The organism is Williamsia sp. Y853, assembly GCF_056786495.1.
Map to the genome: position 1 here is coordinate 602,986 of NZ_JBXCJC010000002.1, position 23,890 is coordinate 626,875.

The 23,890-nt window shown below is 61.7% G+C and carries 22 protein-coding genes; 5 read left to right on the top strand and 17 right to left on the bottom strand.

All coding sequences use genetic code 11. The annotated features are described in order from the left end of the window. Positions 1 to 18: 18 nt before the first annotated feature. The 5 genes from AC1TPF_RS14760 to AC1TPF_RS14780 form a co-directional block, all read right to left on the bottom strand. Entirely contained in the window at positions 19 to 1,068 is a 1,050-nt protein-coding gene (locus AC1TPF_RS14760; protein WP_482144543.1) for a hypothetical protein, read from the bottom strand. A gap of 250 nt (positions 1,069 to 1,318) precedes the next feature. After that, a complete protein-coding gene (locus AC1TPF_RS14765) occupies positions 1,319 to 2,050 on the bottom strand; it encodes an ABC transporter ATP-binding protein (protein ID WP_482144544.1) in 732 nt (243 codons plus the stop codon). Continuing rightward, positions 2,047 to 4,842 carry an ABC transporter permease subunit gene (locus AC1TPF_RS14770; protein WP_482144545.1) on the bottom strand — a complete coding sequence of 932 codons (2,796 nt, stop codon included), beginning with the start codon at positions 4,840 to 4,842 and terminating at the stop codon, positions 2,047 to 2,049. Before AC1TPF_RS14770 ends, AC1TPF_RS14765 begins: the two co-directional genes overlap by 4 nt. A 32-nt stretch (positions 4,843 to 4,874) precedes the next feature. Continuing rightward, the gene (locus AC1TPF_RS14775; RefSeq protein WP_482137813.1) at positions 4,875 to 6,116 is read right to left on the bottom strand and encodes an ABC transporter substrate-binding protein; all 1,242 of its coding nucleotides are present in this window, start codon (positions 6,114 to 6,116) and stop codon (positions 4,875 to 4,877) included. Between the two features lie 161 nt (positions 6,117 to 6,277). Then, positions 6,278 to 7,141, bottom strand: coding sequence for an SDR family oxidoreductase (locus tag AC1TPF_RS14780; protein WP_482137811.1), 864 nt, complete (start codon positions 7,139 to 7,141; stop codon positions 6,278 to 6,280). Positions 7,142 to 7,218: 77 nt separating this feature from the next. Here AC1TPF_RS14780 and AC1TPF_RS14785 point away from each other — a divergent pair, with 77 nt between their 5' ends. The 3 genes from AC1TPF_RS14785 to AC1TPF_RS14795 all read left to right on the top strand — a co-directional run bounded on the left by AC1TPF_RS14785 (position 7,219) and on the right by AC1TPF_RS14795 (position 10,025). Beyond that, positions 7,219 to 7,851, top strand: coding sequence for a TetR/AcrR family transcriptional regulator (locus AC1TPF_RS14785; RefSeq protein ID WP_482137810.1), 633 nt, complete (start codon positions 7,219 to 7,221; stop codon positions 7,849 to 7,851). A 71-nt stretch (positions 7,852 to 7,922) separates the two neighbouring features. Further along, positions 7,923 to 9,122 (top strand): NADH:flavin oxidoreductase, encoded by a 1,200-nt coding sequence (locus AC1TPF_RS14790; RefSeq protein WP_482144546.1) that lies wholly within the window; start codon positions 7,923 to 7,925, stop codon positions 9,120 to 9,122. Between the two features lie 126 nt (positions 9,123 to 9,248). Further along, positions 9,249 to 10,025, top strand: a complete 777-nt coding sequence (locus AC1TPF_RS14795) for an IclR family transcriptional regulator (protein WP_482144547.1) — start codon at positions 9,249 to 9,251, stop codon at positions 10,023 to 10,025. A gap of 28 nt (positions 10,026 to 10,053) precedes the next feature. Here the strand turns inward: AC1TPF_RS14795 and AC1TPF_RS14800 are convergent, their stop codons facing one another. Next, the gene (locus AC1TPF_RS14800; protein ID WP_482144548.1) at positions 10,054 to 10,725 is read right to left on the bottom strand and encodes a PadR family transcriptional regulator; all 672 of its coding nucleotides are present in this window, start codon (positions 10,723 to 10,725) and stop codon (positions 10,054 to 10,056) included. Between the two features lie 107 nt (positions 10,726 to 10,832). On the opposite strand from AC1TPF_RS14800, the gene AC1TPF_RS14805 reads away from it, so the two are divergent. Together AC1TPF_RS14805 and AC1TPF_RS14810 are read left to right on the top strand one after the other, a co-directional pair. Continuing rightward, positions 10,833 to 11,180 carry a hypothetical protein gene (locus AC1TPF_RS14805; protein ID WP_482137803.1) on the top strand — a complete coding sequence of 116 codons (348 nt, stop codon included), beginning with the start codon at positions 10,833 to 10,835 and terminating at the stop codon, positions 11,178 to 11,180. Beyond that, positions 11,173 to 11,868: a Dabb family protein gene (locus AC1TPF_RS14810; protein WP_482137801.1), complete on the top strand. Its 696-nt coding sequence runs from the start codon at positions 11,173 to 11,175 to the stop codon at positions 11,866 to 11,868. The genes AC1TPF_RS14805 and AC1TPF_RS14810 overlap by 8 nt, the downstream gene beginning before the upstream one ends. Here AC1TPF_RS14810 and AC1TPF_RS14815 read toward each other — a convergent pair. From AC1TPF_RS14815 to AC1TPF_RS14865, 11 genes are all read right to left on the bottom strand, one after another. After that, entirely contained in the window at positions 11,848 to 12,714 is an 867-nt protein-coding gene (locus tag AC1TPF_RS14815) for an alpha/beta fold hydrolase (RefSeq protein WP_482144549.1), read from the bottom strand. The genes AC1TPF_RS14810 and AC1TPF_RS14815 overlap by 21 nt on opposite strands. 91 nt (positions 12,715 to 12,805) lie before the next feature. Further along, the gene (locus AC1TPF_RS14820; RefSeq protein ID WP_482137797.1) at positions 12,806 to 13,018 is read right to left on the bottom strand and encodes a hypothetical protein; all 213 of its coding nucleotides are present in this window, start codon (positions 13,016 to 13,018) and stop codon (positions 12,806 to 12,808) included. A 47-nt stretch (positions 13,019 to 13,065) separates the two neighbouring features. Further along, complete coding sequence (locus tag AC1TPF_RS14825) at positions 13,066 to 13,584, bottom strand: flavin reductase family protein (protein ID WP_482144718.1); 519 nt, start codon at positions 13,582 to 13,584, stop codon at positions 13,066 to 13,068. Positions 13,585 to 13,809: 225 nt separating this feature from the next. Then, complete coding sequence (locus AC1TPF_RS14830; protein ID WP_482144550.1) at positions 13,810 to 15,495, bottom strand: 3-ketosteroid-delta-1-dehydrogenase; 1,686 nt, start codon at positions 15,493 to 15,495, stop codon at positions 13,810 to 13,812. After that, entirely contained in the window at positions 15,495 to 16,376 is an 882-nt protein-coding gene (locus AC1TPF_RS14835) for an SDR family NAD(P)-dependent oxidoreductase (RefSeq protein WP_482144551.1), read from the bottom strand. The genes AC1TPF_RS14830 and AC1TPF_RS14835 overlap by 1 nt, the downstream gene beginning before the upstream one ends. Positions 16,377 to 16,453: 77 nt before the next feature. Beyond that, positions 16,454 to 17,341, bottom strand: a complete 888-nt coding sequence (locus tag AC1TPF_RS14840; RefSeq protein WP_482144552.1) for an SDR family NAD(P)-dependent oxidoreductase — start codon at positions 17,339 to 17,341, stop codon at positions 16,454 to 16,456. Beyond that, the gene (locus tag AC1TPF_RS14845; RefSeq protein ID WP_482144719.1) at positions 17,338 to 18,264 is read right to left on the bottom strand and encodes an alpha/beta hydrolase; all 927 of its coding nucleotides are present in this window, start codon (positions 18,262 to 18,264) and stop codon (positions 17,338 to 17,340) included. The genes AC1TPF_RS14840 and AC1TPF_RS14845 overlap by 4 nt, the downstream gene beginning before the upstream one ends. Before the next feature lie 44 nt (positions 18,265 to 18,308). Further along, positions 18,309 to 19,934: a flavin-containing monooxygenase gene (locus AC1TPF_RS14850; RefSeq protein WP_482144720.1), complete on the bottom strand. Its 1,626-nt coding sequence runs from the start codon at positions 19,932 to 19,934 to the stop codon at positions 18,309 to 18,311. Between the two features lie 76 nt (positions 19,935 to 20,010). Continuing rightward, positions 20,011 to 20,997 (bottom strand): VOC family protein, encoded by a 987-nt coding sequence (locus AC1TPF_RS14855; RefSeq protein WP_482144553.1) that lies wholly within the window; start codon positions 20,995 to 20,997, stop codon positions 20,011 to 20,013. 51 nt (positions 20,998 to 21,048) lie between these two features. Next, positions 21,049 to 22,233: an acyl-CoA dehydrogenase family protein gene (locus AC1TPF_RS14860; RefSeq protein ID WP_482137788.1), complete on the bottom strand. Its 1,185-nt coding sequence runs from the start codon at positions 22,231 to 22,233 to the stop codon at positions 21,049 to 21,051. Positions 22,234 to 22,287: 54 nt separating this feature from the next. Continuing rightward, a complete protein-coding gene (locus AC1TPF_RS14865; RefSeq protein ID WP_482137786.1) occupies positions 22,288 to 23,487 on the bottom strand; it encodes a 3-ketosteroid-9-alpha-monooxygenase, oxygenase component in 1,200 nt (399 codons plus the stop codon). Positions 23,488 to 23,890 lie beyond the last annotated feature (403 nt).

Consider the following 23,890-nt stretch of genomic DNA (forward strand, 5'->3'; position numbering starts at 1 on the left):
ATGGTCCTTGTCGTACGGTCAGCTGCGCACTTCCAACGGCGCCTCCGCAGGGTAGGAACGGGGAGCCATCTTGTAGAAATCGGTGAGTTGAGCGATGAACGCTGTGTCCGTACTGGGCTCGCTCGGTTCGGGAACCGTGACACCCTTCGCTCGCAGGTCTGCGATGAGCATCCCGAAGGCCTTCTCCATCGTGAGGTCATCTGTGTGATCTTGGTAGCGTTTGACGTCCGCCAGATCATCGAAAAGCAATGCGGTGTAGTGCACGAGCGTTCTCATGTCGGCATTTTTCACGTGGCTGATCTCTGTATCGCCGTTGCGAATCGACCAATCGTCATCACCGACACTGTGCAGTGTCGACGACAGGTCCAAACCTGGTAGATCGCGCCGATCTCGGGGACCGCTGGATTCACGACGGTGGTACATGCGCGAATTGTCGGTCAGTATCGCTGTATTCCAGAACGGTGCGGCGAAGCGTTCTGGTGACCGGTCGGGCCCTTTGGGCCAGTAGGTGAATCCACCGTCGATGTCAGAGTTGTAAAAGTAAGTGATCACCTGCGCAGTCTTGACCTCCCAGGCGTCGAACAGCCCCGACTTGAACATCACCGCCAGCAGCCAGAGCGGTGCATTGTGCAATCCGATTCCGCGGAAGCTCCCGGTGTCGAAGTGGCCGGCATCGAAGCTATGCGACGGGCCGCACATGTTGAACAGAAGGTCGTGTGCCATCCCGTACTTGGCGCCGTGCAACTGTTTTGCCGTGTCCAGCAGCTTACGGCCGAAGTAGATGTCATTCAGTTCCGGATAGAGGACCACTCCGTCATTGCCGAGAAATCCACGGAAGATCGGCGCCACGAAATCGGACAACCGGGCATCTGGCCGACGGTTGTTGCCGCCCGACACGGCAAGATACTCCTCGGTGGACGCGAAGTGATGGGCGAGGATCAACCGCCAGGGTGCGTTGTCCCGAATGACCGACATGATGGTCGCAGTCTCGTCGGCTGTGTAAAAATTTTTGATCACCGACGGCGGCTCCACCGGGGTCATCGGGTGCCGTTCGAGCGTGGCTGTCATGGAGCGCTCCTCTTCTATCTCAGGCGAAACCCACCGTGCAGTGAGCGTGACTGGCATCACGGTAGATCGACCGCGGGGAACATCCTGGCCCACGTCCCACGCAGCGGGAGGCTGAACTGCGTTGGTTAACAAGACAGTTGGATTTCGATGTGCTCCCTGCACCTGTAACAGCATTCGCGGCCGGCAAACACAGCATTGCCGGATCGGTGAGTCCGAGAACTCACCGATCCGGCAATGGTTTGACGTCGCTCTATCCTGCGACCGTGGTGGCGGTCTCCCCCAGATAGGCGGCCTCGATCCGTCGAGGATAAGACCGGAGGGATTCGGCGGAATCATCCAGCACAATGCTGCCGTGCACCAGCACCGCGGCTCGGTCTGCTGCACGCAACGCCAGGTGTACGTGTTGCTCCACCAGCACCACCGCCATGTCGTCGTTTGTAGCGAAATCTCTTAATACCGAGAGGATTTCGTTGACGATTACCGGCGCCAGGCCCATGCTCAACTCGTCGATGAGCAGCACCTTCGGACGTTGGAGGATTGCGCGACCAATGGCCAGCATCTGTTGCTCGCCACCCGACAATCGCCCGGCATCGACCTTCAGACGCTTCTCCAGCGAGGGAAAATGCTCGATGACTTCGCGTATCCCGCCGGCCCGCCGGGAACGCTCGGGCACAGCCAACCGCAGGTTCTGTTCCGTGCTGAGACTTCGGAACAGCGCGCGGTCATCCGCCACGAGTACCAATCCGGACCGGACAGCGTCACGCGGGTTACCGCCACGGACGGCATGGTCGCCGACCAGAACCTCACCATCAAACCGCGGCAACAGGCCCGCGAGTGCCATCAACAACGTGGTTTTTCCGGCACCGTTCGGACCGAGCAGGCAGGTGATCTCTCCCGCCTTCACCGTCAGATCAACTCCGCGGACACACGGCCGCTGCTTGGAGTAGCCGGTGGTGAGCGCACGACATTCCAGTGCAATCATGACGATGTCTCCTGTGATGTGAGTACGGGACTCGTTGGCGCGAGTTTGTCGGCCACCACATCGGTGCCGATGTCCTCATCGGAGGGAACCCCCAGGTAGGCACGGAGCACTTCCGGATCTGTCCGGATCGCGCTCGGCGGCCCGTCAGCGATCACCCGACCGAGGTCCAAGACCACAACCCGATCGCAGATGGTGAGCACCAGGTCCATATCGTGGTCCACCAGCAGAATAGACGTACCCGCATCACGCGCCGCCCGCAATTTGTCACCGAGCCAACGGCTTTCATTGTTGTCCAGTCCGGCGGCCGGTTCATCGAGCAGTGCCACCACAGGTTCGGCGGCGAGAACCCGTGCCACAGATACCAATTGCCGCTGTCCCTGTGACAGCGATGCAACCTCGGCAGCGCCCAGTTCGGACAGCCCGAGAAGATGCAGCACTCTGTGGACCCGCTCCCCCGCGCCCAACGAAGATTGCGACCGCGTCGCACCCACAGTGACGTTTTCCGCCACCGTCAGGTCGTCATAGAGCTCGACGTCCTGGAAACTGCGCCCCAAACCGGCCCTGCTGCGAGCGTGCGGCGGTCTGCCCCCGAGGTCGATGTCTCCCAGACGCATGGAGCCCGTCGCCGGCGCGAACCCGGTGATTGCATCGATGAGGGTCGTCTTACCTGCACCATTGGGTCCGATCAGACCGACGATCTCGCCGCGACGAACCTCGAAGGAGACCTCCGATGCGGCGGTGACCGCACCGTAGCGCACGGTGACGTCATCGATCACCAGCAACGGTTCCCCGCCAACAGGCGCGGCTGCGGCCAGATCGGTGGTGCTGATCTCCTGTGCGACAACGTCTTCTGTCTTACGTCTTTTACCGAGCGTCGGCAGCGGAAGCCTTGGCAGGGTGCTCGCGATCCCGTCGGGATTGAGCATGACAGTGATGATGAGCAAGAGCCCACTGATCACCGCGTAATAGTCACCGATGTTCAGGAATCGATCGACGAACAGGTACAGAAGGCCGCCGGGTGCCATGATGCCGGCGAGTATTCCGCCGGTAATGGACGAAATTCCGGCGACGTACATAACCGCGAACAGGGTGATGCCGACGAACACCATGAATGGTTCAGGTGTGGCCAACGTCTGCTGGTAGCCCATCATCGCACCCGCGAGGCCGGCGATAAACGCACCGATCGCGAAGGCGATCAACTTGGTCCTTGAAACGTTGATCCCGGTGGCGGCGGCCGAACGCTCGTTGGCCCGGACGGCGAGCATATCGGTGCCCAGACTGCTGCGCCGCAACCAGGCGACGGCCAGTGCGACTGCGGTCAGCAGTGCCAGACACATCAACCCGAACGGGATGCGCGGGTAGTTCTCGCCCGCGCCGATCGCGAAGTCGATACCGAAAAGCTTTGGCGGATCGATGGGTGCGCCGTTCACTCCGCCATTGAGTGAGGGATTACGGAACCAGAACGCTTCGAGGAAGACCGCCAGCGCCAACGTGACGACGGTCAGCGGCAAACCTCGGACACGGAGTGCCGGAAGTCCGACCACCACGCCGATCACAGTCGCACATGCACCGGCGAGAATCGGGGCGATCGGGAAAGGCACACCTAGGTCGGACGTGAGGTTGCTGAGAGAGTATGCCGACGCTCCGGCGAGCGTGAGTTGTGCCAGTGAGACCTGGCCGGCGTATCCCGTCACCACGACCTGGGAGAGCCCCAAGATCCCGAAGATGATGCTGGTGATGACTGCTGCCCGCCAACTGCCCGAGGTCGCAAACAGTGCGATCACCGCCACCGCGAGGGCAGCCACGGTAGGGATGAGTAGGTGGTCGGGGCGCATTGCCCGACCCAGCGCTTGCCGTACAACGCTTCCTCGGTCCGGCAGCGGCCTTCCTTTGACCACCAGAAATCCGACGATCAGGATCAACGAGATCCCTTCGGAAACACCAGTTTTGGGCAACCAGTCGAGTGTCGCCTGGAGATTGGTCGCCTCTGCCTGGAGGGACCCGATCGCGATGCCCGCGATCACAGTCAACCAGATGGACGAGAAGTTCCCGACCAGTGTCGCCGCCAGCGCCGGGACGATGAACATCGAGTAGGCGACGGGATTCAGCGCGACAATCGGCGCGATCAGGATGCCGCCAAGGCCCGCGACGGCCGAAGACAATGCCCAGTTGCTGAAGGCAATCTTGTCCGGCGACAGTCCGGTCAGGTAGGCGCCCTTCTCTGATTCGGCTGCGGCCTCGGTCGAAACACCGAACCTGGTGTACCGGAACACGAGAGTGGCAATCACGGCCAGGGCAACGATTGCCAAGGCCAGCCAGATCCGATCGGTGGGGATGGTGCTATCGCCGATCGAAATCGTGTCGAGCGCAAAAATCGGTTCGACTGCCACCAATCCGGTTCCCGCCCGCTGCGCGATGAGCGCTTGGAGAACGATCATCAAGCCGATCGAAGCGACCGCCTTCGCCACGGTGGAGGCATTGCGCATCGGCCGGAAGATCGCTGCGTAGAACAAGATTCCCAGCGCTGCAGCGATCACCAGAGAGATCGCCATGGCCGGGGCCACCCCAAGAGGTCGACCGAAGTCGATCGTCTTGGGGAGCCCCGGTATCGGGACCATCAGCTCACCTGTGCGCAACAGCGCGTAGGTATAGGCGGTATACAGAGCAACCGCGCCGGTAGCGAAGTTGACGACCCCCGAACTCTTGAAGGTCATGACGAGCGCAAGGCCGATGGCGGCATATACGGCGCCGTTACCCAACCCGAGCGCCAGGTACGCAAGATGGTCAGTCATGATGTTCTCTCTCGCAAAAAGGATGTGTCGATTTAGCCGGTCACCGTGGGGTTGACCGGAACACCGTCATCGTTGATTTCACCCAGCAGCATCTGGTTGGAGCAGATCGAGGGCATTTGCGGGAATGCAGTTCCGTTGCAGGTGAAGGTGATTCCGCCGCCAGCGGGCATTTCGACGTTCTGCGCCGACTTGAGCGCCTCTTTGATGGTGGCGGCGGTGACGTCACCGGTGATGCCGTTCGTGGCGGCGATGACCGCCATCACGGTTTGGTAGCCGAGCGCTCCGGAGCCCGTGACTGACAGATCAGGTGCGTATTGGGTCAGGATCGAGCGGTACAGCACCGAATCCGGACGATCCGACAGGTAGTCGGTGGCGGTGATTCCCATATTGCCCTTGAGCGCGTCGATGCCGACGACCTTGATCACATCAGGCTCCAAGCAGGTGGGGAGCAGGACCTTCTTGACCGTTGGGTCCGACGTCTGGATGGCCTTGAGCACCGACGAACAGGTCGCGGCGTCGGCGACAATACTCACACCATCGGGCTTTTCGCTAAGACCGGCGGTGACGAGCGGGGTGGGATCGGGGACACCGAGCGCAATCGGGACAACATTCAGTCCGACGCCCGCAGCTTTGAAGATCGGATTACCCATCGCGCCGATGATTGCGCCCAGTCCTCCACCGTCACTGGCGAAGATGGTGAAACTCTTCATGCCTTGATCCTTGGCGGCGGCCGCCATGGCGGAGATCGTCCCAGGTAGACCCGCACCCAGTGCAGCGACGTCTGGCGACGTCAGTTCGGCTGCAGACACCCCATTCAACGTCACGTACGGGATTCCTGCGCCGGTGACGATCGGGACGATAGCCGGTCCCTGAGATGTGCCGCCGGACAACACGGCGGCGACCTTCTTCTCGACAAATTGATTGGCGCAGTTGGTCGCCGACGTCGGGTCCTCCTGTTGCTTGCACACCACCAATTCGACCTGGTGCCCGGCGAGGCCACCGCCGTTGTTGTTCACATACTCCACAGCAGCTTCGGCCGCCTGGCGCACCTCGGGCAGAGATACAACTGCACCGCCCTCCGTGGAGACGAATCCGATCTTCACCGCCGAGCCTTCGGCCGGGTTACTGGGCAACGACGTCGTCGACGCGGCGGCAACATTGCTCCCGCTCGCATCATCGCTGCTACAGGCCGTGGCACCGAGCGCTGCGATGGATAGCAACGCAACCGCGCCGGCGAAGGTTCGTCGTTGAAGATTTCGGTTTCCGAGTTTCATGACACAGGACTCCTTTGCAAATACCACCCGCATGATTGCGGCAGTCGCCGCAGCGGGTCGTTTCCCGTGATGCGCATCACGTGTAGATGGCAGCGGTCGATTATGAGCGGATGGCCTGCCGATGCACTCATAGGTGCTCCCGGTCACTGGGAGAACGGCTCCTACAGGATCCGGTTTCGCCCGGTATGACCCCGAAATCGCCTCGCGTAGCTGAAGATTTGGCCGACAGGTACCGGTTTGGGCCAACTATCGGCACGGAAGTAGGCATCCGAACCGCCGTCGACGAATATCACGCTCCCGCAGAGAAAATTCGCGGCATCCGACAACATGAACACCACCCAACGGGCCAGCTCCTTCGGCTCACCGAATCCACCGACTGGGATTGGAAAGCTGCGAATCGCTTTGGCTTCCGAAGGGGTTGCCAATTGGCGCTGGAGCAGGGGTGTGGCAATCGCCCCTGGCGCCAAGACGTTGAGTCTGATGCCGGCTCCAGCCCATTCCGGTGTGACCGCCGCGCGGCGCGCCCACCGACTCACCGCGGTTTTCGAGGCGGCGTACGCGATCGACGGTGCCGCCTTGCCGAAGATCGCCACGGCCCGTTCGGCACGGTCCAGATCTGAGACAAGCAGAGCCCGGATGGCGCGCCGCGGAACAGCCGGTGTTGTTGTCGTCGAATTGCTACCGAACACCACCACTTTCGCGGTCTGCGCACGGGCCAGGGCGTCGCGCCAGCCCTCCAGCAATTCCACGACCCCGAGATAATTCACCTCGTAGATGACTCGCGCGCGCCCCTTTCCCGGAGTCGGCCCGATCCCCGCCGCGAGAACGGCGCCGTCGAGTCGGCCATCGGCCACGGCCAGAACCCGCTCCACAGCCTCTTGCCTCCCGGCCGCGGTCGACAGGTCGACCCGGATCTCAGCTTCCCCGACATCGACCCCGATCACAGTGTGACCGTCGGCGCGGAGCTCATCGACCACCGCTTGTCCCATCCCTGAGGCCGAGCCGGTCACCACATACACACCCATTGCCACTCCCTGCATCGTGCGACAACTGAGGTCATCGACTTTTTGACAGACTAAGACAAAAATGTTGTCCTGGTCACATGCCAGGGCTGCGCCAGACCCGATCACCCCGCAACAGCAACAGGGGTCGACCGTCGGTGATCGACGCCGCCGTCATAGCGGAAAAAGCATTGAAGCTCTGGAGCGAGCGGGGGTACGCCAGTACGAGCTGGGCAGACCTGGCAGCCGTCACCGACATCAGCAGCAGAACCCTCTCACGTCATTTCGCCTCCAAAGCCGAAATCGCTTGGCTCGGTGTCGCTCCGGCCACCGAACGTCTCCGCGAGGCGCTGAACTCCGTTTCCCACTCACTACCGATCGGCGATGCCATTCGGACGTCGGTGGCCCACTCGGTGTCCCACCACCCCCGCATCCGGCGCATCGGAACCGATTGGCTTCGGCTCATCTCCGCCGAACCCGAGCTTGTTGCCATGGCACCCGCCGCATACAAACCGTGGATCGACGAGCTCACAGTCTTCATCCATCGCCGTATCCCTTCCGCTCAGGTTTCGACGTGCCGCGCCCTCGCCAACGCCTACCAGGCCGCGACGTTCTCAGCGCTGCTCGAGTGGACAAATGACGGCGCCGACGGCGATCCGGCCGATGCAGTCGACGCCATGCTCGGCTGGATGGATATCCGCATACCCACCACACCCCCGTCCAGGACGCGCTGATCAGGCGAGTTGTCGCCTACCACATTCCCCGAATCCTTTGCGCCACAGCCCAAGAAGAAGGAGTTCATTACATGACATCCATCGAGACACGCGCGGATCTGTCCGCGATTCCCGATCCGCTCATGCCGGCGAAACTCGGTCCGATCGAGTTACGAAATCGCATCATCAAATCCGCGACTTTTGAAGGGGTCACCACTGGTGCCCTCGTCACCGACGATCTGATCGACTTCCACGTCGCCGTCGGCAAAGGGGGCGTCGGAATGACCACCGTGGCATACCTTGCGGTGTCCCCGGAAGGCCGCACCGAGCGAGACCAAATTTATTGGCGCCCTGAAGCATTGAGCGGGCTACGTCGTTTGACCGACGCCGTGCATGCCACCGGCGCAAAGGTCTCCGCCCAGATCGGGCACGCAGGTCCGGTGGCAAATGCCCGCTCGAATGGTTCACCATCCCTGGCTCCGTCGACGCGCTTCAACTCATTGGCCATGGGCTTCGATCACGCCGCGACCGAAGACGACATCCGCAGGGTCATCGCAGACCATGGTCAGGCCACCCGTTACGCCCGTGACGTGGGTTTCGACGCCGTCGAGGTACATCTGGGCCACAACTATCTGGCGAGTTCGTTCCTCAGTCCAAAGATCAACAAACGCAAGGACTCCTGGGGTGGGTCGCTCGCGAACCGAGCCGAGTTCCCGCGACGCATTCTGGAGGCTGTTGCCGAGGCGGCTGACGGTGAAATCGCAGTCCTGGCAAAGATGAACATGGCCGATGGGGTTCCTGGAGGGTTATGGCTCGACGAGTCATTGCGTTTCGCCCGCATGATCGAAGAGGACGGGCATCTCGACGCCGTAGAACTGACGGGAGGTTCGTCACTTCTGAACATGATGTACCTGTTCCGCGGAGACGTGCCGTTGCAGGCGATGGCAGATACACAAAAGGGCATCTTCAAGCTCGGCGTAAAGGTGGTCGGCAGATCAGTTTTCAAGCACTACCCATACGAGCGGATGTACTTCCGCGAGTATGCACGGCAGTTCCGCGAACAGCTCGATCTCCCGATCGTCCTTCTAGGCGGAATCACCGACCTCGACGCCATCAATACCGCGATGAGCGACGGCTTCGAATTCGTGGCGATGGCACGGGCCTTGCTCCGCGAGCCCGATCTGATCAATCGTATTCAGAAGGACGCGACGACGCGCTCGCTATGCATCCATTGCAACTTGTGCGCGGCCAGCATCTTCACCGGGACCAATTGCCCACTCGCCGCCTCCTAGTGCCACAGGTCGCGATCATCGCCGTCGCCACAGCGGTGATCTGCTTCACAAAAGCGCGCCGCTATGGCATATTACTAATAGAAATAGCCATGTCAGTGACGTATATGAGCGAACAGGAGTGATGTTGTGACTGTCACCCAGGACTTGTCCGAGGAAAGCCAATCGGCTCCCACCGCCATCCTCGACCGGTTGTCGCTGGTACTCGACGCATTCGATGGCAGGGACAACCTGAGCCTCGTAGAGGTGGTGCTGCGCACCGGACTCCCCCGCTCGTCCGCTCACCGAATGCTCGATCGGCTCGTCCAGCTACGTTGGTTGCGACGCCAGGGGCGGGACTACAGCCTCGGCATCCGTTTGGTCGAACTGGGGTCACTGGCCGTGCACCAGGACCGTGTACATGCAGCGTCGGCGGAGCATCTGCAACAGCTTTACCGCACCACCGGGATGGTCGTGCATCTTGCCGTTCTCGACGGTGACGACGTGGTCTATCTCGAGAAGATCGGAGGCCGGCTGGCGGCTCAGGTCCCGACTCGAGTCGGCGGCCGACTTCCGGCCGCGCGCTCTGCCCTCGGCAAGGCATTGCTGGCGTACGGAGGTCGCAACGAACCCGGCGACGACTTGATCCGCGAACGCGGAATCGCCACCGAGCGCAGCGGCGCACTGACCGGCTTTGGTTGTATCGCTTCTCCGATCGGGCCGGTGGGCGAAGCAACCACTGCGGTGTCGATCTGTGGACCCATGCGCGCAATGGCTTTCGACAGCCGGATGATCACGCCGGTGCAACTCACCACGCACGCGATATGGCGCAGTATGTCTGTCGGCGTCCGGGTCACCCCGACCTTGCAGCGCCGAAATCTACTGCGTTCGCTCCCCACGGCGGCCAGCGTCCTGGCCGAGGACTGAATATCGACGTCGCTCGGCCGGCCGAAGTTCAGCGATCCGTGCCCTCGCCGTCTCCCTCGCCGACCGTGCGCCAAATCCCCGGTCGACGAGGGATTGGCATTCCATCGCCATCCAGATTTGCAGCGAGCCGGTATTTGGCAGCTGCCTCGTCGATATCATCCAAAAGTTCTTCAGCGAGCGCAATTTCGGCTTCGTAGTACCGCTTCGACCACCGCAGGCTCATCTCAGAAAATGCCCAGCCCGGCTCCGACTCCGAGTGTTCGGCGTGCAAATTTGCTCGCCGCGCCATGTCTTTGAGGTTCTCGATATGGACCGCGACAATATCTTTGAGCTGTTCGGGTTCATGAAGGTGCCCCATCCACAGCCGAAGCATCACATTGTGTTTGAGGACCGGCATCTCGACCTGCGCGTCGCGCGACCAGCTTCGCAAAGCGCTCAGGCCCGTCTCCGTGATCCCATAGACACGGCGGCCACGCACGCCCTCCTCATTCACCATCTGAGAACTGACCAAGTCGAGTTCTTCGAGCTTCTTCAGCTCTGCGTAGACCTGACTGACGGATGGGCTCCAGTAGAAGAACCCGATGCTCCAGTCTGCCCATTTCTTGAGGTCGTTGCCGGTGAGCTGCTCACCGAAGGACAGCATTCCCAGGACCGCCCAGCTGGTCGCGGGAAGGTTCGGAAATTGCTCGTCGCCCGACATAAACTCCGATCTTACAAGGGATTCCACGCAACGACGGCAATCACGTATCTCCCGGCCACTGGGAAAGCCGAACGACGATGGACGGCGTAAGCAATACCGTCTCTCTCATGAACGACCGAACCATCTACATCGTCGACCGCGTTGTGACCAGACCCGGGAGCACCAAAGACTTCATCGGCGCCTACCTCAACGAGTATGCACCAGGCGCAGTCGACCGCGGGATGACCCTCGACCGCGTGCTCGTGAGCCCACCGGTATGGATCGAGGACGAGGGCCACACCGTCACCGTGACCTGGACGGTGGCCGGACCGCAGGAGTGGTGGCGCGCAGCCGTCAACGGACGACACGATCCGGTTCCCTCCCAGTGGTGGAAAACGGTCGATCCCCTGATCTTCGAACGCACGCGTTCAATGGCAGCCGACGCAGACGACATCGAAGGGCTATGCGATGTATAAGATCACCCGCTTGATTCACGTTGTCGACCCGATGGACCAAGCCGCGGTGTCAGCTGTGGTCGAAAGTATCCAGGCCGCCGTGACTTCGATGCCGACCACAACCGCCTTGGTCTCGGCCACGCTTCCCGGTGTCCGCAACGGCGGTGACGTTTTGGTGCACCTGCAGTTCGACCACGAGCAGGCCTGGCAGTCGGTTCGCACCCGACTCGATGCAGTGACCGCCGGCCCACTGATCGACCACGTCGACGGAGTGGAGTACTCCGGTGGCGGTCACCAGAACAATCGGTCCGGCCGACGCGATTCGACCCGAACACCACGCGTCTACCGGTCTTTATTGCTCTGCGTCGACGACTCTGCATCGAAGCTCGCCTTGGAACGGTTCGAAGCTGCGACACTACGGATGCCCCTGCACATTCGTCAGATTCGTGCCTGGCAGCTCAGTCATGTCACCATCGCCGAGGGCAGCACCCTGTGGACGCACGTCTGGGAGCAGGAGTTCGAGCAGATCGAAGACCTGCTCGGCCCGTACATGTACCACCCCATCCACTGGGCACACGTAGACCCCTTCTTCGATCCGGAGAGCACCGACTACATCGTCAAACACCGTGTGTGTCACAGCTTTTGCGAGTCACCGGCGCCGCTCATCGAGGCGGCGCCGGCGCCGCTGTCAACGTTTCAGGAAAGCTGACACAACGTCTTCGAACGCCGCCTTCTGTTCGATCATCACCCAGTGCCCGCAATTCGGGAAGATGTGGATTTCTCCCTGCGGAAGAAGTCGCATCGGGAGCAGTGCCATGTCGACGGGGCTCACCCTGTCGTCCCGTCCCCAGGTGATCAAGGTCGGGACATCGAGACGGCCCAATCGTGCCCAATTCGGAGTGGTCTCCGTACTCCGCATTGCTTCAGCCATACGCGCCAGAGCAGCACGGCCGTACATTCGCCGCGAATTCTCCAGTGTTGCTGGATCGGTCGCCTGCTGCCACCGTTCCTCGATCAGCTCTGCAGTGACCAATGCCGGGTTGTAGACCATGGAGTGTAACCACGCGATGAGCAAGTCTTTGCTCGGCTCTTCGACGAATTCGCTGAGCCGCTTGATCCCCTCCCCGGGGGCCGGGCTGAAAATACCGGTGCCGGCGCCACCAATCGTGACCAGTCGCTCGACCCGCTCGGGCGCCTGCAGTGCGAAGTCGGTTGCCACAAACCCGCCCATCGAATTGCCGATGATCCGGACCCGATCGATACCGAGACCGTCGAGGAATGCGTTCACCGCCGCCTGGGCAGAAATCATCGGATGCGGTGCACCGAAATCGTCACTGACCCCGAACCCGGGGAACTCCAGGACGAGGGTGCGGAAATGCTGCGCGAACGTCGGTACGTTGGCGCCGAAATTTCGCCAGCCGGTAACCCCTGGGCCGGAACCGTGCAGCAGCAACAGAGGCGGCCCCTCACCGACCTCACGGTATCGCAGGATGCCGTTCTCGGTCTCCATCTCGAACAGCTCAGGGGCAGTAGATGTTTCATACGATGTACTCATAACCAGAGCGTGCCATCGCCGAACCGTCTCTGTACCAGAAGATCCCAATGAGTGGCCGGTGAGTTTCCCTGAGCCCGCCCACCGAGCCGAATCAGTGCAGGCGCGGGATACGCGTACCGGCCGGGAGTTCAACCGTTGACTCTGACAACGCAGCGTCGCGCACGGCTCGGTCGATCGTGCGTCGCAGTGCACCGCACGATCGATTGCGTTGGCCGATCTCATCGTTCGAATTGGCGATCTCGGGGCACAGGGACGCGTCCGAGGTCCACTGGATCGACGTGTGCACCGCACTGAACTTCTCCACCAGAAAACGGTGTCCGCATAGGTCACAATCGAGCGGTTGCATCGCCATCACCGATCACCGGCCAGACCTGTGCCCACGCGTTCATATTTACCCCTGAAGAAGACCAGCGGTGAATGATCCGCCGCGTGCAGGTGTCGAACCCTGGATACCACGATGGTGTGGTCGCCGGCGGGATACTCGGCTTCGGGTTCTGCCTCGATCCACGCCAGAGTGTCCGTGAGCACCGGCGCACCCGAGGGCGACGGTGTCCATTCGATGCCCTTGAACTTATCCGGGCCCCGAACAGCGAGTTGCCGGCAGATGCTCTCCTGATGTTCCGACAATATGTTGATCGTGTAGCGCCCGGCCGCTCGCACCCGCGGCCATGAGTTACTCGTGGCCGCCACACAGAACGCGACCAGCGGTGGATCGAGCGAGACGGACGTGAATGAATTGGCCGCCAGGCCAGTTGGCACGTTCCCCTCCGGGTCGATACCGGTGATCGCAACCACACCCGTCGCGAAATGCCCAAGCACACTGCGCATCACGTCAGGTGTCACGACCGGAATGGCCGCACCGATATGCATCGTCCCTTGATTGCCGGACCCGTTCGCAGTACATGTCATCTCGATGCTCCTCACTGTTCCTTCAACGTATCTGCCTGGCGTACAACAGTGATCGGACCACGTTCGGCGCCGGGCTCGGTGTCGCGCTTGGCGGAAGTGCTTCGATGGGGGTGAACGTGCGAGGATCACACCAGGACCCGTCCCCGTACCACCACTTCACCACTTGCGCTGCGGTGCGTAGTCGGGTCATGACGACGCGGCGGTTCGAGCTGCGATATATCCGTATACCAAACCCTGACCGATGGTCGCGCCGGCACCCGGATACGTCGTACCGAACGCGTTCGCCGCCGAGTTGCCGATCACGTATAGCCCGCTGATTGCACTACCGTCTTCGCGCAACGCCCGAGCGTTCGAGTCAGCCCTCACGCCACCACAGGTACCGAGGTCACTGAGGACCATCCGGACCGCGAAGAGAGGTCCCTGCAGTGGACGAAGGTTGGGGTTCGGAGTGACCGACGGATCGCCGTAGTAACGGTCGTAAGCACTTTCACCACGGTGGAACTCGTGATCCACCCCGGTCCTCGCGTCGGCGTTGACGGTCGTGATGGTTGCCGCCAACTCTGCCTCGGGCACCCCTATCGACCGGGCGAGCTCCGCAGGCGAGTCGGCGCGGTGCGCGATTCCATTGTCGTACCACGAGTTTGGCAACGGCTGCCGCGGGAAGATACCACCGGCGAATAGGTAGGAGTTGCGATACTTCTGATCAAAGATCAGCCACATGTCCTCAACCGGATCACCCATGTGTTCGCGCTCGAGCACGCGCTGACCGAACGACATGTAGTCCTTCGCCTCGTTGATGAAGCGACGCCCGGTCTGGTCGATGATCAACGATCCCGGCAGCGAACGCTCGGCCAACAATACGGCGGGTTCACTGCCCGGCAGGGCGGCCACTGCCGGGAACCACCACGCCTGGTCCATCAGTCCGATCGCAGCGCCGACCTCCTGTGCGATCCTGATGCCGTCGCCAGTGTTACTCGTGGCCCCCAGACTGGCGTGTGGCTGCAACCGTTCCGACTGGAACTTGTTGCGCATCTCCACATTGTGATCGAAACCGCCGGTGGCCAGGACGACTCCTCTACGCGCGACGACCTCGGTTTCGGTGCCATTTCGGTTGACAACGGCGCCGCTCACCCGGCCGTCGGCATCGACGATCAGTCGCAGCAACGCGGTATCGGTCCAGATCGGTATCTGCGCCCGGACCGCGCCCGCAAACAGCCCGGCGGCCAGAGCCTGACCACCCGCCATGTATTCCCGTTTGAGAGCCATCCCGCCGACGCCCAGTGCCAGAGCCTTGAGGGCTCGCGACAATCCCTGTCGAGGCCGACTCGCGATCAGGTTCAACCACTTGTAATCGGCTCCGGTGACGGGCATCGGCAGTGGCGCCTCCAGCAATCCCGGCCGCAACCGCGTTCGCTCGGCCCCCAGCACCGAGGCGTCAAACGGTTTGCACTCGCACGTCCGCCCCATCGCGGAACCACCGGGACGTTCGGGATGGTAGTCCGAATACCCCTTGGCCCACATAAATTTCATCGGCGTCATGCGCGAGAGCATCTCGACCGCGGCTCTGCCGTTCTCGAGAAAGGCGGTGCCGCGATCTGCCGGGGCCGAGTTCCCGACCACAGCTTTGATGTAGTCGGCGGCCACCACGCCGTCACCCGGTTGCTCCGCAGCGAGCAACGGATTGGTGGGTATCCAGAAGGCTCCACCCGACCGTGCTGTCGAACCACCGACGTATGGGGACTTCTCGACCACCAGTGCGGAAAGTCCTTCCTCGTGGGCGGTGAGGGCGGCCGCCAGGCCGGTTCCGGCGCCGACCACCAGCAAATCCACCTCATGGCGGGCCCGTGCCTTCAGATCTTCTGTTGAACTCATCAGGAAACTTCTTTCGGGAGAAGCACGCCCATGCGGTCGAGCATGGATCGTGGATCGGCGGGCGGCCGAAACTCGAGGAGTTGATCACCTCGGCGCTTCATGGCCGCCGCGCACAACTGGTCATCGGAGAAGATCCAGAAGTCGCCGCGGGCGATCTGCTCGATCATGTGCTCGGCAGCGAGCAACGCATCAAGCCCCTTCTCCACATTGTCGCGTTGCATCACTTCGAAAACCGCATTCGCGATCGGGTTCGTGGTGGGCGACTCTCGCTGCGCCGACAAGAATATTTCGCTCCGAATCGAGTGTGGCACCACAGCACTCACCTGAATGGGCGCATGCAGTATGGACAAATCCTGGTGAAGGCATTCGGTCATCGCCAGAACCGCATGCTTGCTGACGATGTACGGCGACTGCACCGCGACCGCATTGAGACCGCCGACCGACGACAGATTGGCGATACACGATGATGTGCCGACCTCGATCATCCGGGGCACAAAGGATCTGAGGCAGAAGAACATTCCGTCGACATTGGTCTGCATGAGACGCTGCCAGCGGGTCGGCTCGATCTCCCAGAGCAGTCCGGCCGACTCCACGCCGGCGTTGTTGATGAGCAACTCGACAGACCCATAGCGCGAGAACAAGTCTGAAGCCATCGTTTCCACGGCCACGGCGTCACCGACGTCGACACCAAATGACGATGCCTTTCCGCCTGTGCTCTCGATCTCGGCGGCGACCTGCGCCGCCCGATCGGCATTGAGATCGGCGATGACAACCGTCATCCCCAGTCCGGCCAGATGCCTGGCCAGGCCCTCCCCGATACCGGATGCCGCTCCGGTGACCACCGCGGTACCGGAAGAATAGCGTTCCTCTGCGAAAGTCATTTCACTCCTTGAAGTCTCGTCCGACCATCCCCACATGGCGATGTCGTTCGGAGGTGCGCCGTGGTGCACATCAGCGGCTACAGTCCTGTTGGTTTGATGTTCGGGTTGGACCAGGCAGGCGGTTCTCTGCGCGGGAGTTCGGTCCGGCCGTCGAGCGACATCACCGGGGTGTCGGTCGCCCACGGATAGTGGAGACTGAACGCGACCAGTCCGGTCCGTTCGGCAGCCGGAACGGTGCACATCTCCAGGACCGTCTGCGCCAAGTACTCGACCGGCTCGGTCTCATAACCCTCCGGCAGCAAGGTCTGCGCGCCCGGGGTCATGATGGCGGTCGATGGACCTACCGCGTTCACTGCGATTCCGTCATCGACCAACTCTGCGGCGAGCCCCTGTGTAAGCCTGTGCTGAGCGGCCTTTGCCGCCGCATAGACAACATCGCCGGACGTCTTGTTGTATTCGCGATACGGCCTGATCGGACTGAGTCCGGTGGACGATCCGATGTTGACGATCCAGCCGCCGCCCTGCTTCCGCATATGTGGGATGGCAATCTGGCTGAGACGAAAAGGTACCTTCAGGTAGTGCTCGATGGTGCGGTCGAAGGTGTCCATGGACATTTCGTCGATGGTCGAATAGTCGGCGAAGCCGGCGTTGTTGACCAGGATGTCGATGGCGCCGAAGGTGTCAACCACAGACTCGATGAGTTGGTCTCGCTGATCACCGTCTTCCAGATCTGCCGGAATCGCAACGGCCGTGCCCCCGAGATCTTCGATCGCCGTGATGGTCTCATCCAGTGAACCACCAAGGATGTGCCGCTCGCCGTTGCGCACGGACTCGGTGGGCGCCGACGATCGGGCCGTCACAACCACCGTCGCACCCTCCGCCGCCAGACGGGTGGCGATTCCGCGGCCAATACCGCGACTGCTACCGGTCACCAAAGCTGTTCGGCCCGTGAGTTTTTGTGTCATGAATCCCTCTGACCGGAACGTCGCGGAGTCCCCAGCAACGTCGTCATCATGTTCCACAGTTCAACGCGCGCCGCAGCGGTCAGCGAGAGGCTCGGGAATGTGAGGAAGCCGTGGAACAGTCCATCGAATCGGTGCGCCACGACCGGGACCCCGTCACCGGAAAGGCGTCGCGCATAGTTCTCTCCCGACGTGCAGGGCGGGTCCAGTTCGGCTGTGGCGACGATCGCCGGCGGCAATCCCGCCAGTGACGACGCCCGTGTCGGGACCACGTACGGACTGTGCGAGCCGTGCGGAGCATATTGCTGCCAGTACCACTGCATGGCGCTGGTGGTGTTGTAGTAGCCCTCCCCGTACTTCGCGTACGACTCGGTGGTGAAGTCGTCGTCGATGACCGGATAGATGAGCACCTGACCGGCGATCGGTGCGCCGCCGCGATCGCGGGTCGCCAGGCACACCGTCGCAGCCAGGTTGCCTCCGGCGCTGTCCCCTACAACGAAGAGCCGGTTCGGATCGCCCCCGAGATCCGCGGCATTCGCCGCGGCCCATTGCACCGCGGCGTACACGTCTTCCATCGCCGCAGGCCCGGGATGCTCAGGTGCCAGCCGGTAGTCGACCGCCACCACGATCGCTCCCACGGCCTCGGCCATGGATCGGCACAACTCGTCATGGCTGTCCAGGTCGCAGAAGACGAACCCACCCCCATGAGCGAACACGATGACCGGTTGGGCGATCTCGTCGCCAGAATGTGGAATATAGGCACGGAGCTCAAGTGCGCCGCCTGGCCCGGCGATCTCGAGTTCGCGCACCGATTTCATATCGGGTTGGCGTGTCAGCGGTGCCCGTCGGGACACGATGATCTTGCGTACCTCCACGGGAGAATATGCAGTGACGTCAGGAAACCCGGACTCCAACGCGGCGAGCATCGCTTCGACTTCCGGATGGAGGTCCGGTCTGCGTTTCGCCGCGCTCAACGCGTCGCCTCGTCTGCGGCGCCGGTGAGCACGAATCCCTTGTAGCCGGCGCCAGCGACCTCGTCGCAAATAGAGCCGTAGTTTCCGAAGCCACCGATATACGGCATGAACACTCTCGGCTTGCCGGCAATATTCGCGCCCATGTACCACGAATTCGCTTGCGGGAACAAGGTTCCCGCAGCCTTCGCGTTGCATTCAGCAACCCATCCGTCAACCGCCTGTTCGGACGCCTCGATGGTGGTGAGCTCGTGTTCTGCAAGATGCTTCAGGCATCCTGCCACCCAGTCGACGTGCTGCTCCGCACCCAGCACCATGTTGGCCAACACACTGGGGCTGCCTGGGCCGGTGAGAATGAACATGTTCGGAAAGCCGGCGGCGGTCAGGCCTAGATACGTGCGCGGACCGGCCGACCAGTCCTCTTGCAGGGTCTTGCCGCCACGACCACGAATATCGATGCGCGCCAACGCACCGGTCATCGCATCGAAACCGGTCGCGAAGACGAGCATGTCGAGGTCGTACATCGAGCTGGAGGTCCGAACACCGGTCTCGTTGATCTCCTCGATGGGCGTCCGACGCAGATTCACGAGTGTCACGTTGTCGCGGTTGAACGTCTCGAAATAACCGTCGTCGGTGACGATCCGCTTGGTACCGATCGGATGATCGTCGGGTATCAACTGATCCGCGATCTCCGGATCAGCGACCATGTCACGGATTTTCGCCTCGACATACTCACGTGCGGTGTCGTTGGCTGCCAGATTCGCCGTCTGGTCCGGGAACGCCTTGGCGAACAAGTATCCCCCGCGCTGCCACCACTCGTCGTAGATCCTCGTGCGTTCGGCCTCGTCGACCTCGAGCGCCCCTCGCGGATTGGCGTCGAATGGTGTTCCGCCACCGCTCGATCGGGACAATCGCCGACGCTCGGGGTAGGTGGCCTTGATCTCGTCGATCAACTCCTGCGTCAGCGGCCGATTACCGGCCGGGATCGAGTAGTTCGGACTTCTTTGGAAGACCACAACCTCATCGGCTTCCTGGGCTATCACCGGGATCGATTGGATGCCTGAAGAACCCGTGCCGATCACGCCCACTCGTTTGCCTTGGAAATCGACTTCGTGATGCGGCCACTCGCCTGTGTGATAGCACTCGCCGCCGAACGAATCGCGGCCCGGTATGTCGGGCAGATTTGTCGCTGACAACACTCCGGTCGCAAAAATACAGAAGCGGGTGGTCACCGTTGTTCCCGTATCCGTGGTGACCATCCAGAAGCGCCTGTCCTCGTCGTAGACGGCCGACATGACGCGGGTCAGAAAATCGTATGCTCCGCGCAGAGAATGCCGGTCGGCAACATGTTCGAGGTAGGCCAGAATCTCCGGTTGTGTCGCGAACCGTTCGGTCCACGTCCACTCTTGTTGGAGTTCGGCGTCGAACGAGTAGGAGTAGTCGATGCTTTCGACATCACAGCGCGCACCCGGGTAACGATTGTGGTACCAGGTACCACCCACTCCCTCTGCCGATTCGAAGCCGTGCACCCGCATACCGAGCTCACGTAGCTTGTAGACCGCGTACAAACCGGACAATCCGGCCCCGACTATGACAACGTCGTAATCGCTGTCCTGGGTAATCACACCGCTCACATCCTTGTTGGGATCTTCGATCGTTTGTGCAGAAGGTAGACAAAGTAATTCGCGTTGCAGAGGCAGCTCAGGAGCTGACGTCAACCCTCTGCGCCTCGACGTGGCCGCTTGCGGGTTCAGCGTCCGGGTTTCCGATGCCCGCGGCCTTCTGCGCGGCGGCGATCTCTTTGGCCCACAACCACTCGTGACCCCAATAGCTGTCTTTGGTGATTTCTTCAGCGGTGTAGTACGACTCGTCGACCAACATGCCCTCGGTGCCGTATTCGATATCCCAACCGCCCGGCACCCGGACATAGAAGGAGATCATCTTGTCGTTGGTGTGCCGCCCGAGCGTCGACGAGACCGGGAAATCATGCTTCACCACCTCGTCATAGGCGCGGCCGACCGCGTCGAGCGAGTCGACCTCGACCATCACGTGGATCACTCCCGGGTCTCGACCTTCCATCGCCGGCATCAGTGCGAGACTGTGGTGCCGCTGATTGACTCCCATGAACCGGATGCGCATCGGAGGATTGACTCCCACCGGGGACATTCGAAACGCGCCGCGGGACAAGAACCCCAGTGTTTCTGTATAGAACCGGAACGATTCGTCGAAGTTCGCCGTCGGCATCACCACGTGGCCGAGACCCTGGGCACCGGTGATGAACGTCTGCGAATATTTCGTCACAACTGGGCTGTGGTCGAGCACCGCTCCGTAGAAGAACTCGAGGGGAGTTCCACCCGGATCTGTCAGGCACAGGCCACCCTCTACGCGGCGCGCATCAGCCAAGTCTTGTGGCATCAAATGGTATTCGACACCGGCCTCGTCCAAAGTGGCTGCCAATCGTCGCAACGCCTGCCCGTCACGCACCTCCCATCCCACTGCCGTGACCCGGTCGACATCGCCTGGTTCGACCGTGAGCCGGGACGCCCGCTCGTCCATCCGGAAGTGCAGGGCGTCGGTTTCGACACCCGAACCCGGCGCGAAGCCGAGAACATCGAAAGCCAAAGTGCGCCAACGGTCGATGTCGGTCGCCTGGACCCGGACATAACCGAGTCCTCTGATCTCAGTCATCGGAGACTCCTTTCAAGAAAAAGTGTGGTGAACGGCCGGCCGAATTGGGATTCAGATCATCACCCGAAGAGGACCCGCAGGCACTTCGACATCCAGCGAGGCCATCGCAGCGGCATGATAGGGCGTGCTGCTGACATGGATCGCGTGATGCAGGCCGGCATGGGCGTCACGCCAAAACCGCTGCAGCGGATTGTCCATTCGAAGCGAGTTCCCGCCGGCATGGTCGAAGATCTCGTCCGCCGCACGGACAGCACGCCACGCCGCACGAACCTGATTACGCCTGATCTCGGCGCGCATCGGGAAGTCGATTTCCTTGCCCGCATCGACCAGGTCCCAGACCCGGTCGACGTTCGCCAGCACCTGTTGCCGTGCGGCATCGATCTCCGCAGCTGCCTCACCGAGCGAATGCAACACGTAGGGATCGTCTTTGATCACGTTGCCGGCCGCACCGACACGGTTGCGCTGGTACACGATTCCGGCAGCCAACACCCCTTCGCAGATACCGATGGTGGCTGACGTGATCCCCAGTGGAAACATCGTTGACCACGGCATCCGGTACAGGGTCTCGGTGGCTCCGTACTCCTTGGCCGCCGTTCCGTCGATCACCTTCCCTGCGTCCATCACCCGGTAGCTCGGAATGAATGCGTCTTTCACGATCACGTCCTTGCTGCCGGTCCCACGCAGTCCGACGACATCCCATGAGTCGGCCACGATCTCGTAATCGGTGCGAGGCAGGATGACGTGCAGACCCTGCGGGGGCATGATCGGAGCACCCTTCGCATCGCCCACCATGGCGCCGAGAAAGATCCAGTCGCAGTGGTCGGTGCCCGAAGAGAACTGCCAGCGGCCGTTCAGCACATAACCTCCATCAGCAGGTACTGCGACGCCTCCGGGCATGTACGGCGATGCCTGCCAGGTGTCACTGTTGTCGCCGAGCACCTCGTCTTGCACCTTCGGATCCGCAAACGCGAGCTGCCACGGATGAACACCGACGATTCCACCGACCCAACCGGCCGAGCCGTACAGGCTCGCCGTCCGCATCACCGCCTCGGCGAACTCCCGCGGATGCGCCTCGAATCCGTCGTACTTCTTGCGTTGCAACATGCGGATGATCCCTGCATGGCGCAGGCTCTTCGCCATATCGTCGGGCAACCGGCCAAGGGACTCCGCTTCGGCTCCGCCCGCACGCAATTCGTCGGCGATCGCTTCGATGTTGTCGAGCACTTCGTGGGTCATGATGACTCCTGAATCAAGATGGATGGAACCGCCGACCGGGCGGCCGGTATGTTGTCAGGCGTTGGTATTGGCCGCAGGTTCGGACTGGCTGGACACACTCTCACCGAAGGCCGTGCGGCCGGCGGCGAGATTCTCTTCCACCTCGGCCTGCCAACTGTTCACGGCACGCTCGGTGTCGATCTCGAACTCGAAGCGATTCACCATCTCTGGTGTGACGTCCTCGACGTCGACGTAAAACTGTTCGTACCAACGGCGGAGCTGGTAGACGGGCCCGTCCTCCTCCGACAACAGAGGGTTATCTATGCGGGACTTGGACTTCCAGATCTTGACATCCTGTTCGAATCCGATCGCGATCCCGTTGGCAACGGCGTTGGCAATGTCGTTGGCAGCCTCATCAGCCATCCCCTCCGCCTTCTTCACAATCACCCCGTACTGCAAGCGGAACGATGTGGGGGTGATCGGGTAGTGGCAATTGATCAGGTACATGCCGGGTTCGCCCGTGAGATCCCCATCAGCACCCCAAAGCTGATCTATCATGTAGGAGGGTCCGAAATATGTTGCATCCGAACGATTCTCGGAACCATAGTTGGTTGAATCACTCACTCCGACGGCATCGGCCCGAGGCATCGACCGCATGAACTGTGTCGCCGTGTGCCCTTCGAAGACGTTCTGGAAGTGGGTCGGAATGCCATAGTGCACGTAGAAGAAATGTGCCATGTCAACCACATTGTCGACGATTTCCCGGCAATGCGAACCCTCGACATCAACCGAGTTCCACACCCAATCCGTCCAACCGGGCTCGCCATACACCGCGATCTCGGGGATGGCCAGTTCCTCCGGCGGTTTGCCGCCCTGCGGATCGTTCCACACGAACAACTGCCCGCTGGCCTGCATGGTCGGCCAGGTCTTTGTGCGGGCAAGCGGGGGTACGCGACGCGCATACGGGATTGCCGCGCACTTTCCGTTGCCCTGCCATCGCCAGTCATGGAATGGACAGGCGATGGTGTTCCCCTTCACGATTCCCTCGGCCAGGTTGCCACCCATATGGGGGCAGTACGCGTTGAGCACGTTGAGTTTTCCGTCCTCGCCGGCAAACACCACGAGATCCGTTCCGAAGGCAGCGACCTTATGCGGCTTCCCATCATTGAAATCTCGGACGAGGCCCAGGCAGTGCCATCCGCGGGCAAACCGCGCGGGTGGGGCACCTTTGTCGATGACGCGTATCTCCTCGGCAATGTCGGGGCTGGAACTCACAGGTACCTCCTGAGTCGGGCATTGATTACGTGCCGGCGGTGCCGGCGCAGATCGGGATGACTTTCTGCGTCCTGGTGTGATCAGCTTCCCAAGCAACTGAGGGCCTGTGATGCACGTCTCCCGAAGAATGGGATGCCATGTGCTGCGAGCCGGCCCGACGTTTCAGGGATCGGGCGGGATTCCTACGCTGCGTCACCGAACATGTTCAGCAGCAGAATTTTTCGGGATCTCCGTACTCAATCATCGCGCGGGTGTGCCACGATCGGCAAGCAGCGAACAGTACGGCCACCAGCGCGGCGCCGCCCGGACGTCAGGCCTGACACGTTCCGTCCACCAATGCGGGTTCAGCTACGCGGCGGACACGGTACCGTGATCCCCATCACAGATGATTCAGCAGGTCAGG

Bases quoted from the DNA above. Each gene is read 5' to 3' on its own strand.
- AC1TPF_RS14760 (WP_482144543.1), bottom strand. From the start codon at position 1,068: ATGACAGCCACGCTCGAACGGCACCCGATGACCCCGGTGGAGCCGCCG.
- AC1TPF_RS14765 (WP_482144544.1), bottom strand. From the start codon at position 2,050: ATGATTGCACTGGAATGTCGTGCGCTCACCACCGGCTACTCCAAGCAG.
- AC1TPF_RS14770 (WP_482144545.1), bottom strand. From the start codon at position 4,842: ATGACTGACCATCTTGCGTACCTGGCGCTCGGGTTGGGTAACGGCGCC.
- AC1TPF_RS14775 (WP_482137813.1), bottom strand. From the start codon at position 6,116: ATGAAACTCGGAAACCGAAATCTTCAACGACGAACCTTCGCCGGCGCG.
- AC1TPF_RS14780 (WP_482137811.1), bottom strand. From the start codon at position 7,141: ATGGGTGTGTATGTGGTGACCGGCTCGGCCTCAGGGATGGGACAAGCG.
- AC1TPF_RS14785 (WP_482137810.1), top strand. From the start codon at position 7,219: ATGCCAGGGCTGCGCCAGACCCGATCACCCCGCAACAGCAACAGGGGT.
- AC1TPF_RS14790 (WP_482144546.1), top strand. From the start codon at position 7,923: ATGACATCCATCGAGACACGCGCGGATCTGTCCGCGATTCCCGATCCG.
- AC1TPF_RS14800 (WP_482144548.1), bottom strand. From the start codon at position 10,725: ATGTCGGGCGACGAGCAATTTCCGAACCTTCCCGCGACCAGCTGGGCG.
- AC1TPF_RS14805 (WP_482137803.1), top strand. From the start codon at position 10,833: ATGAACGACCGAACCATCTACATCGTCGACCGCGTTGTGACCAGACCC.
- AC1TPF_RS14810 (WP_482137801.1), top strand. From the start codon at position 11,173: ATGTATAAGATCACCCGCTTGATTCACGTTGTCGACCCGATGGACCAA.
- AC1TPF_RS14815 (WP_482144549.1), bottom strand. From the start codon at position 12,714: ATGAGTACATCGTATGAAACATCTACTGCCCCTGAGCTGTTCGAGATG.
- AC1TPF_RS14825 (WP_482144718.1), bottom strand. From the start codon at position 13,584: ATGCATATCGGTGCGGCCATTCCGGTCGTGACACCTGACGTGATGCGC.
- AC1TPF_RS14830 (WP_482144550.1), bottom strand. From the start codon at position 15,495: ATGAGTTCAACAGAAGATCTGAAGGCACGGGCCCGCCATGAGGTGGAT.
- AC1TPF_RS14835 (WP_482144551.1), bottom strand. From the start codon at position 16,376: ATGACTTTCGCAGAGGAACGCTATTCTTCCGGTACCGCGGTGGTCACC.
- AC1TPF_RS14840 (WP_482144552.1), bottom strand. From the start codon at position 17,341: ATGACACAAAAACTCACGGGCCGAACAGCTTTGGTGACCGGTAGCAGT.
- AC1TPF_RS14845 (WP_482144719.1), bottom strand. From the start codon at position 18,264: ATGCTCGCCGCGTTGGAGTCCGGGTTTCCTGACGTCACTGCATATTCT.
- AC1TPF_RS14855 (WP_482144553.1), bottom strand. From the start codon at position 20,997: ATGACTGAGATCAGAGGACTCGGTTATGTCCGGGTCCAGGCGACCGAC.
- AC1TPF_RS14860 (WP_482137788.1), bottom strand. From the start codon at position 22,233: ATGACCCACGAAGTGCTCGACAACATCGAAGCGATCGCCGACGAATTG.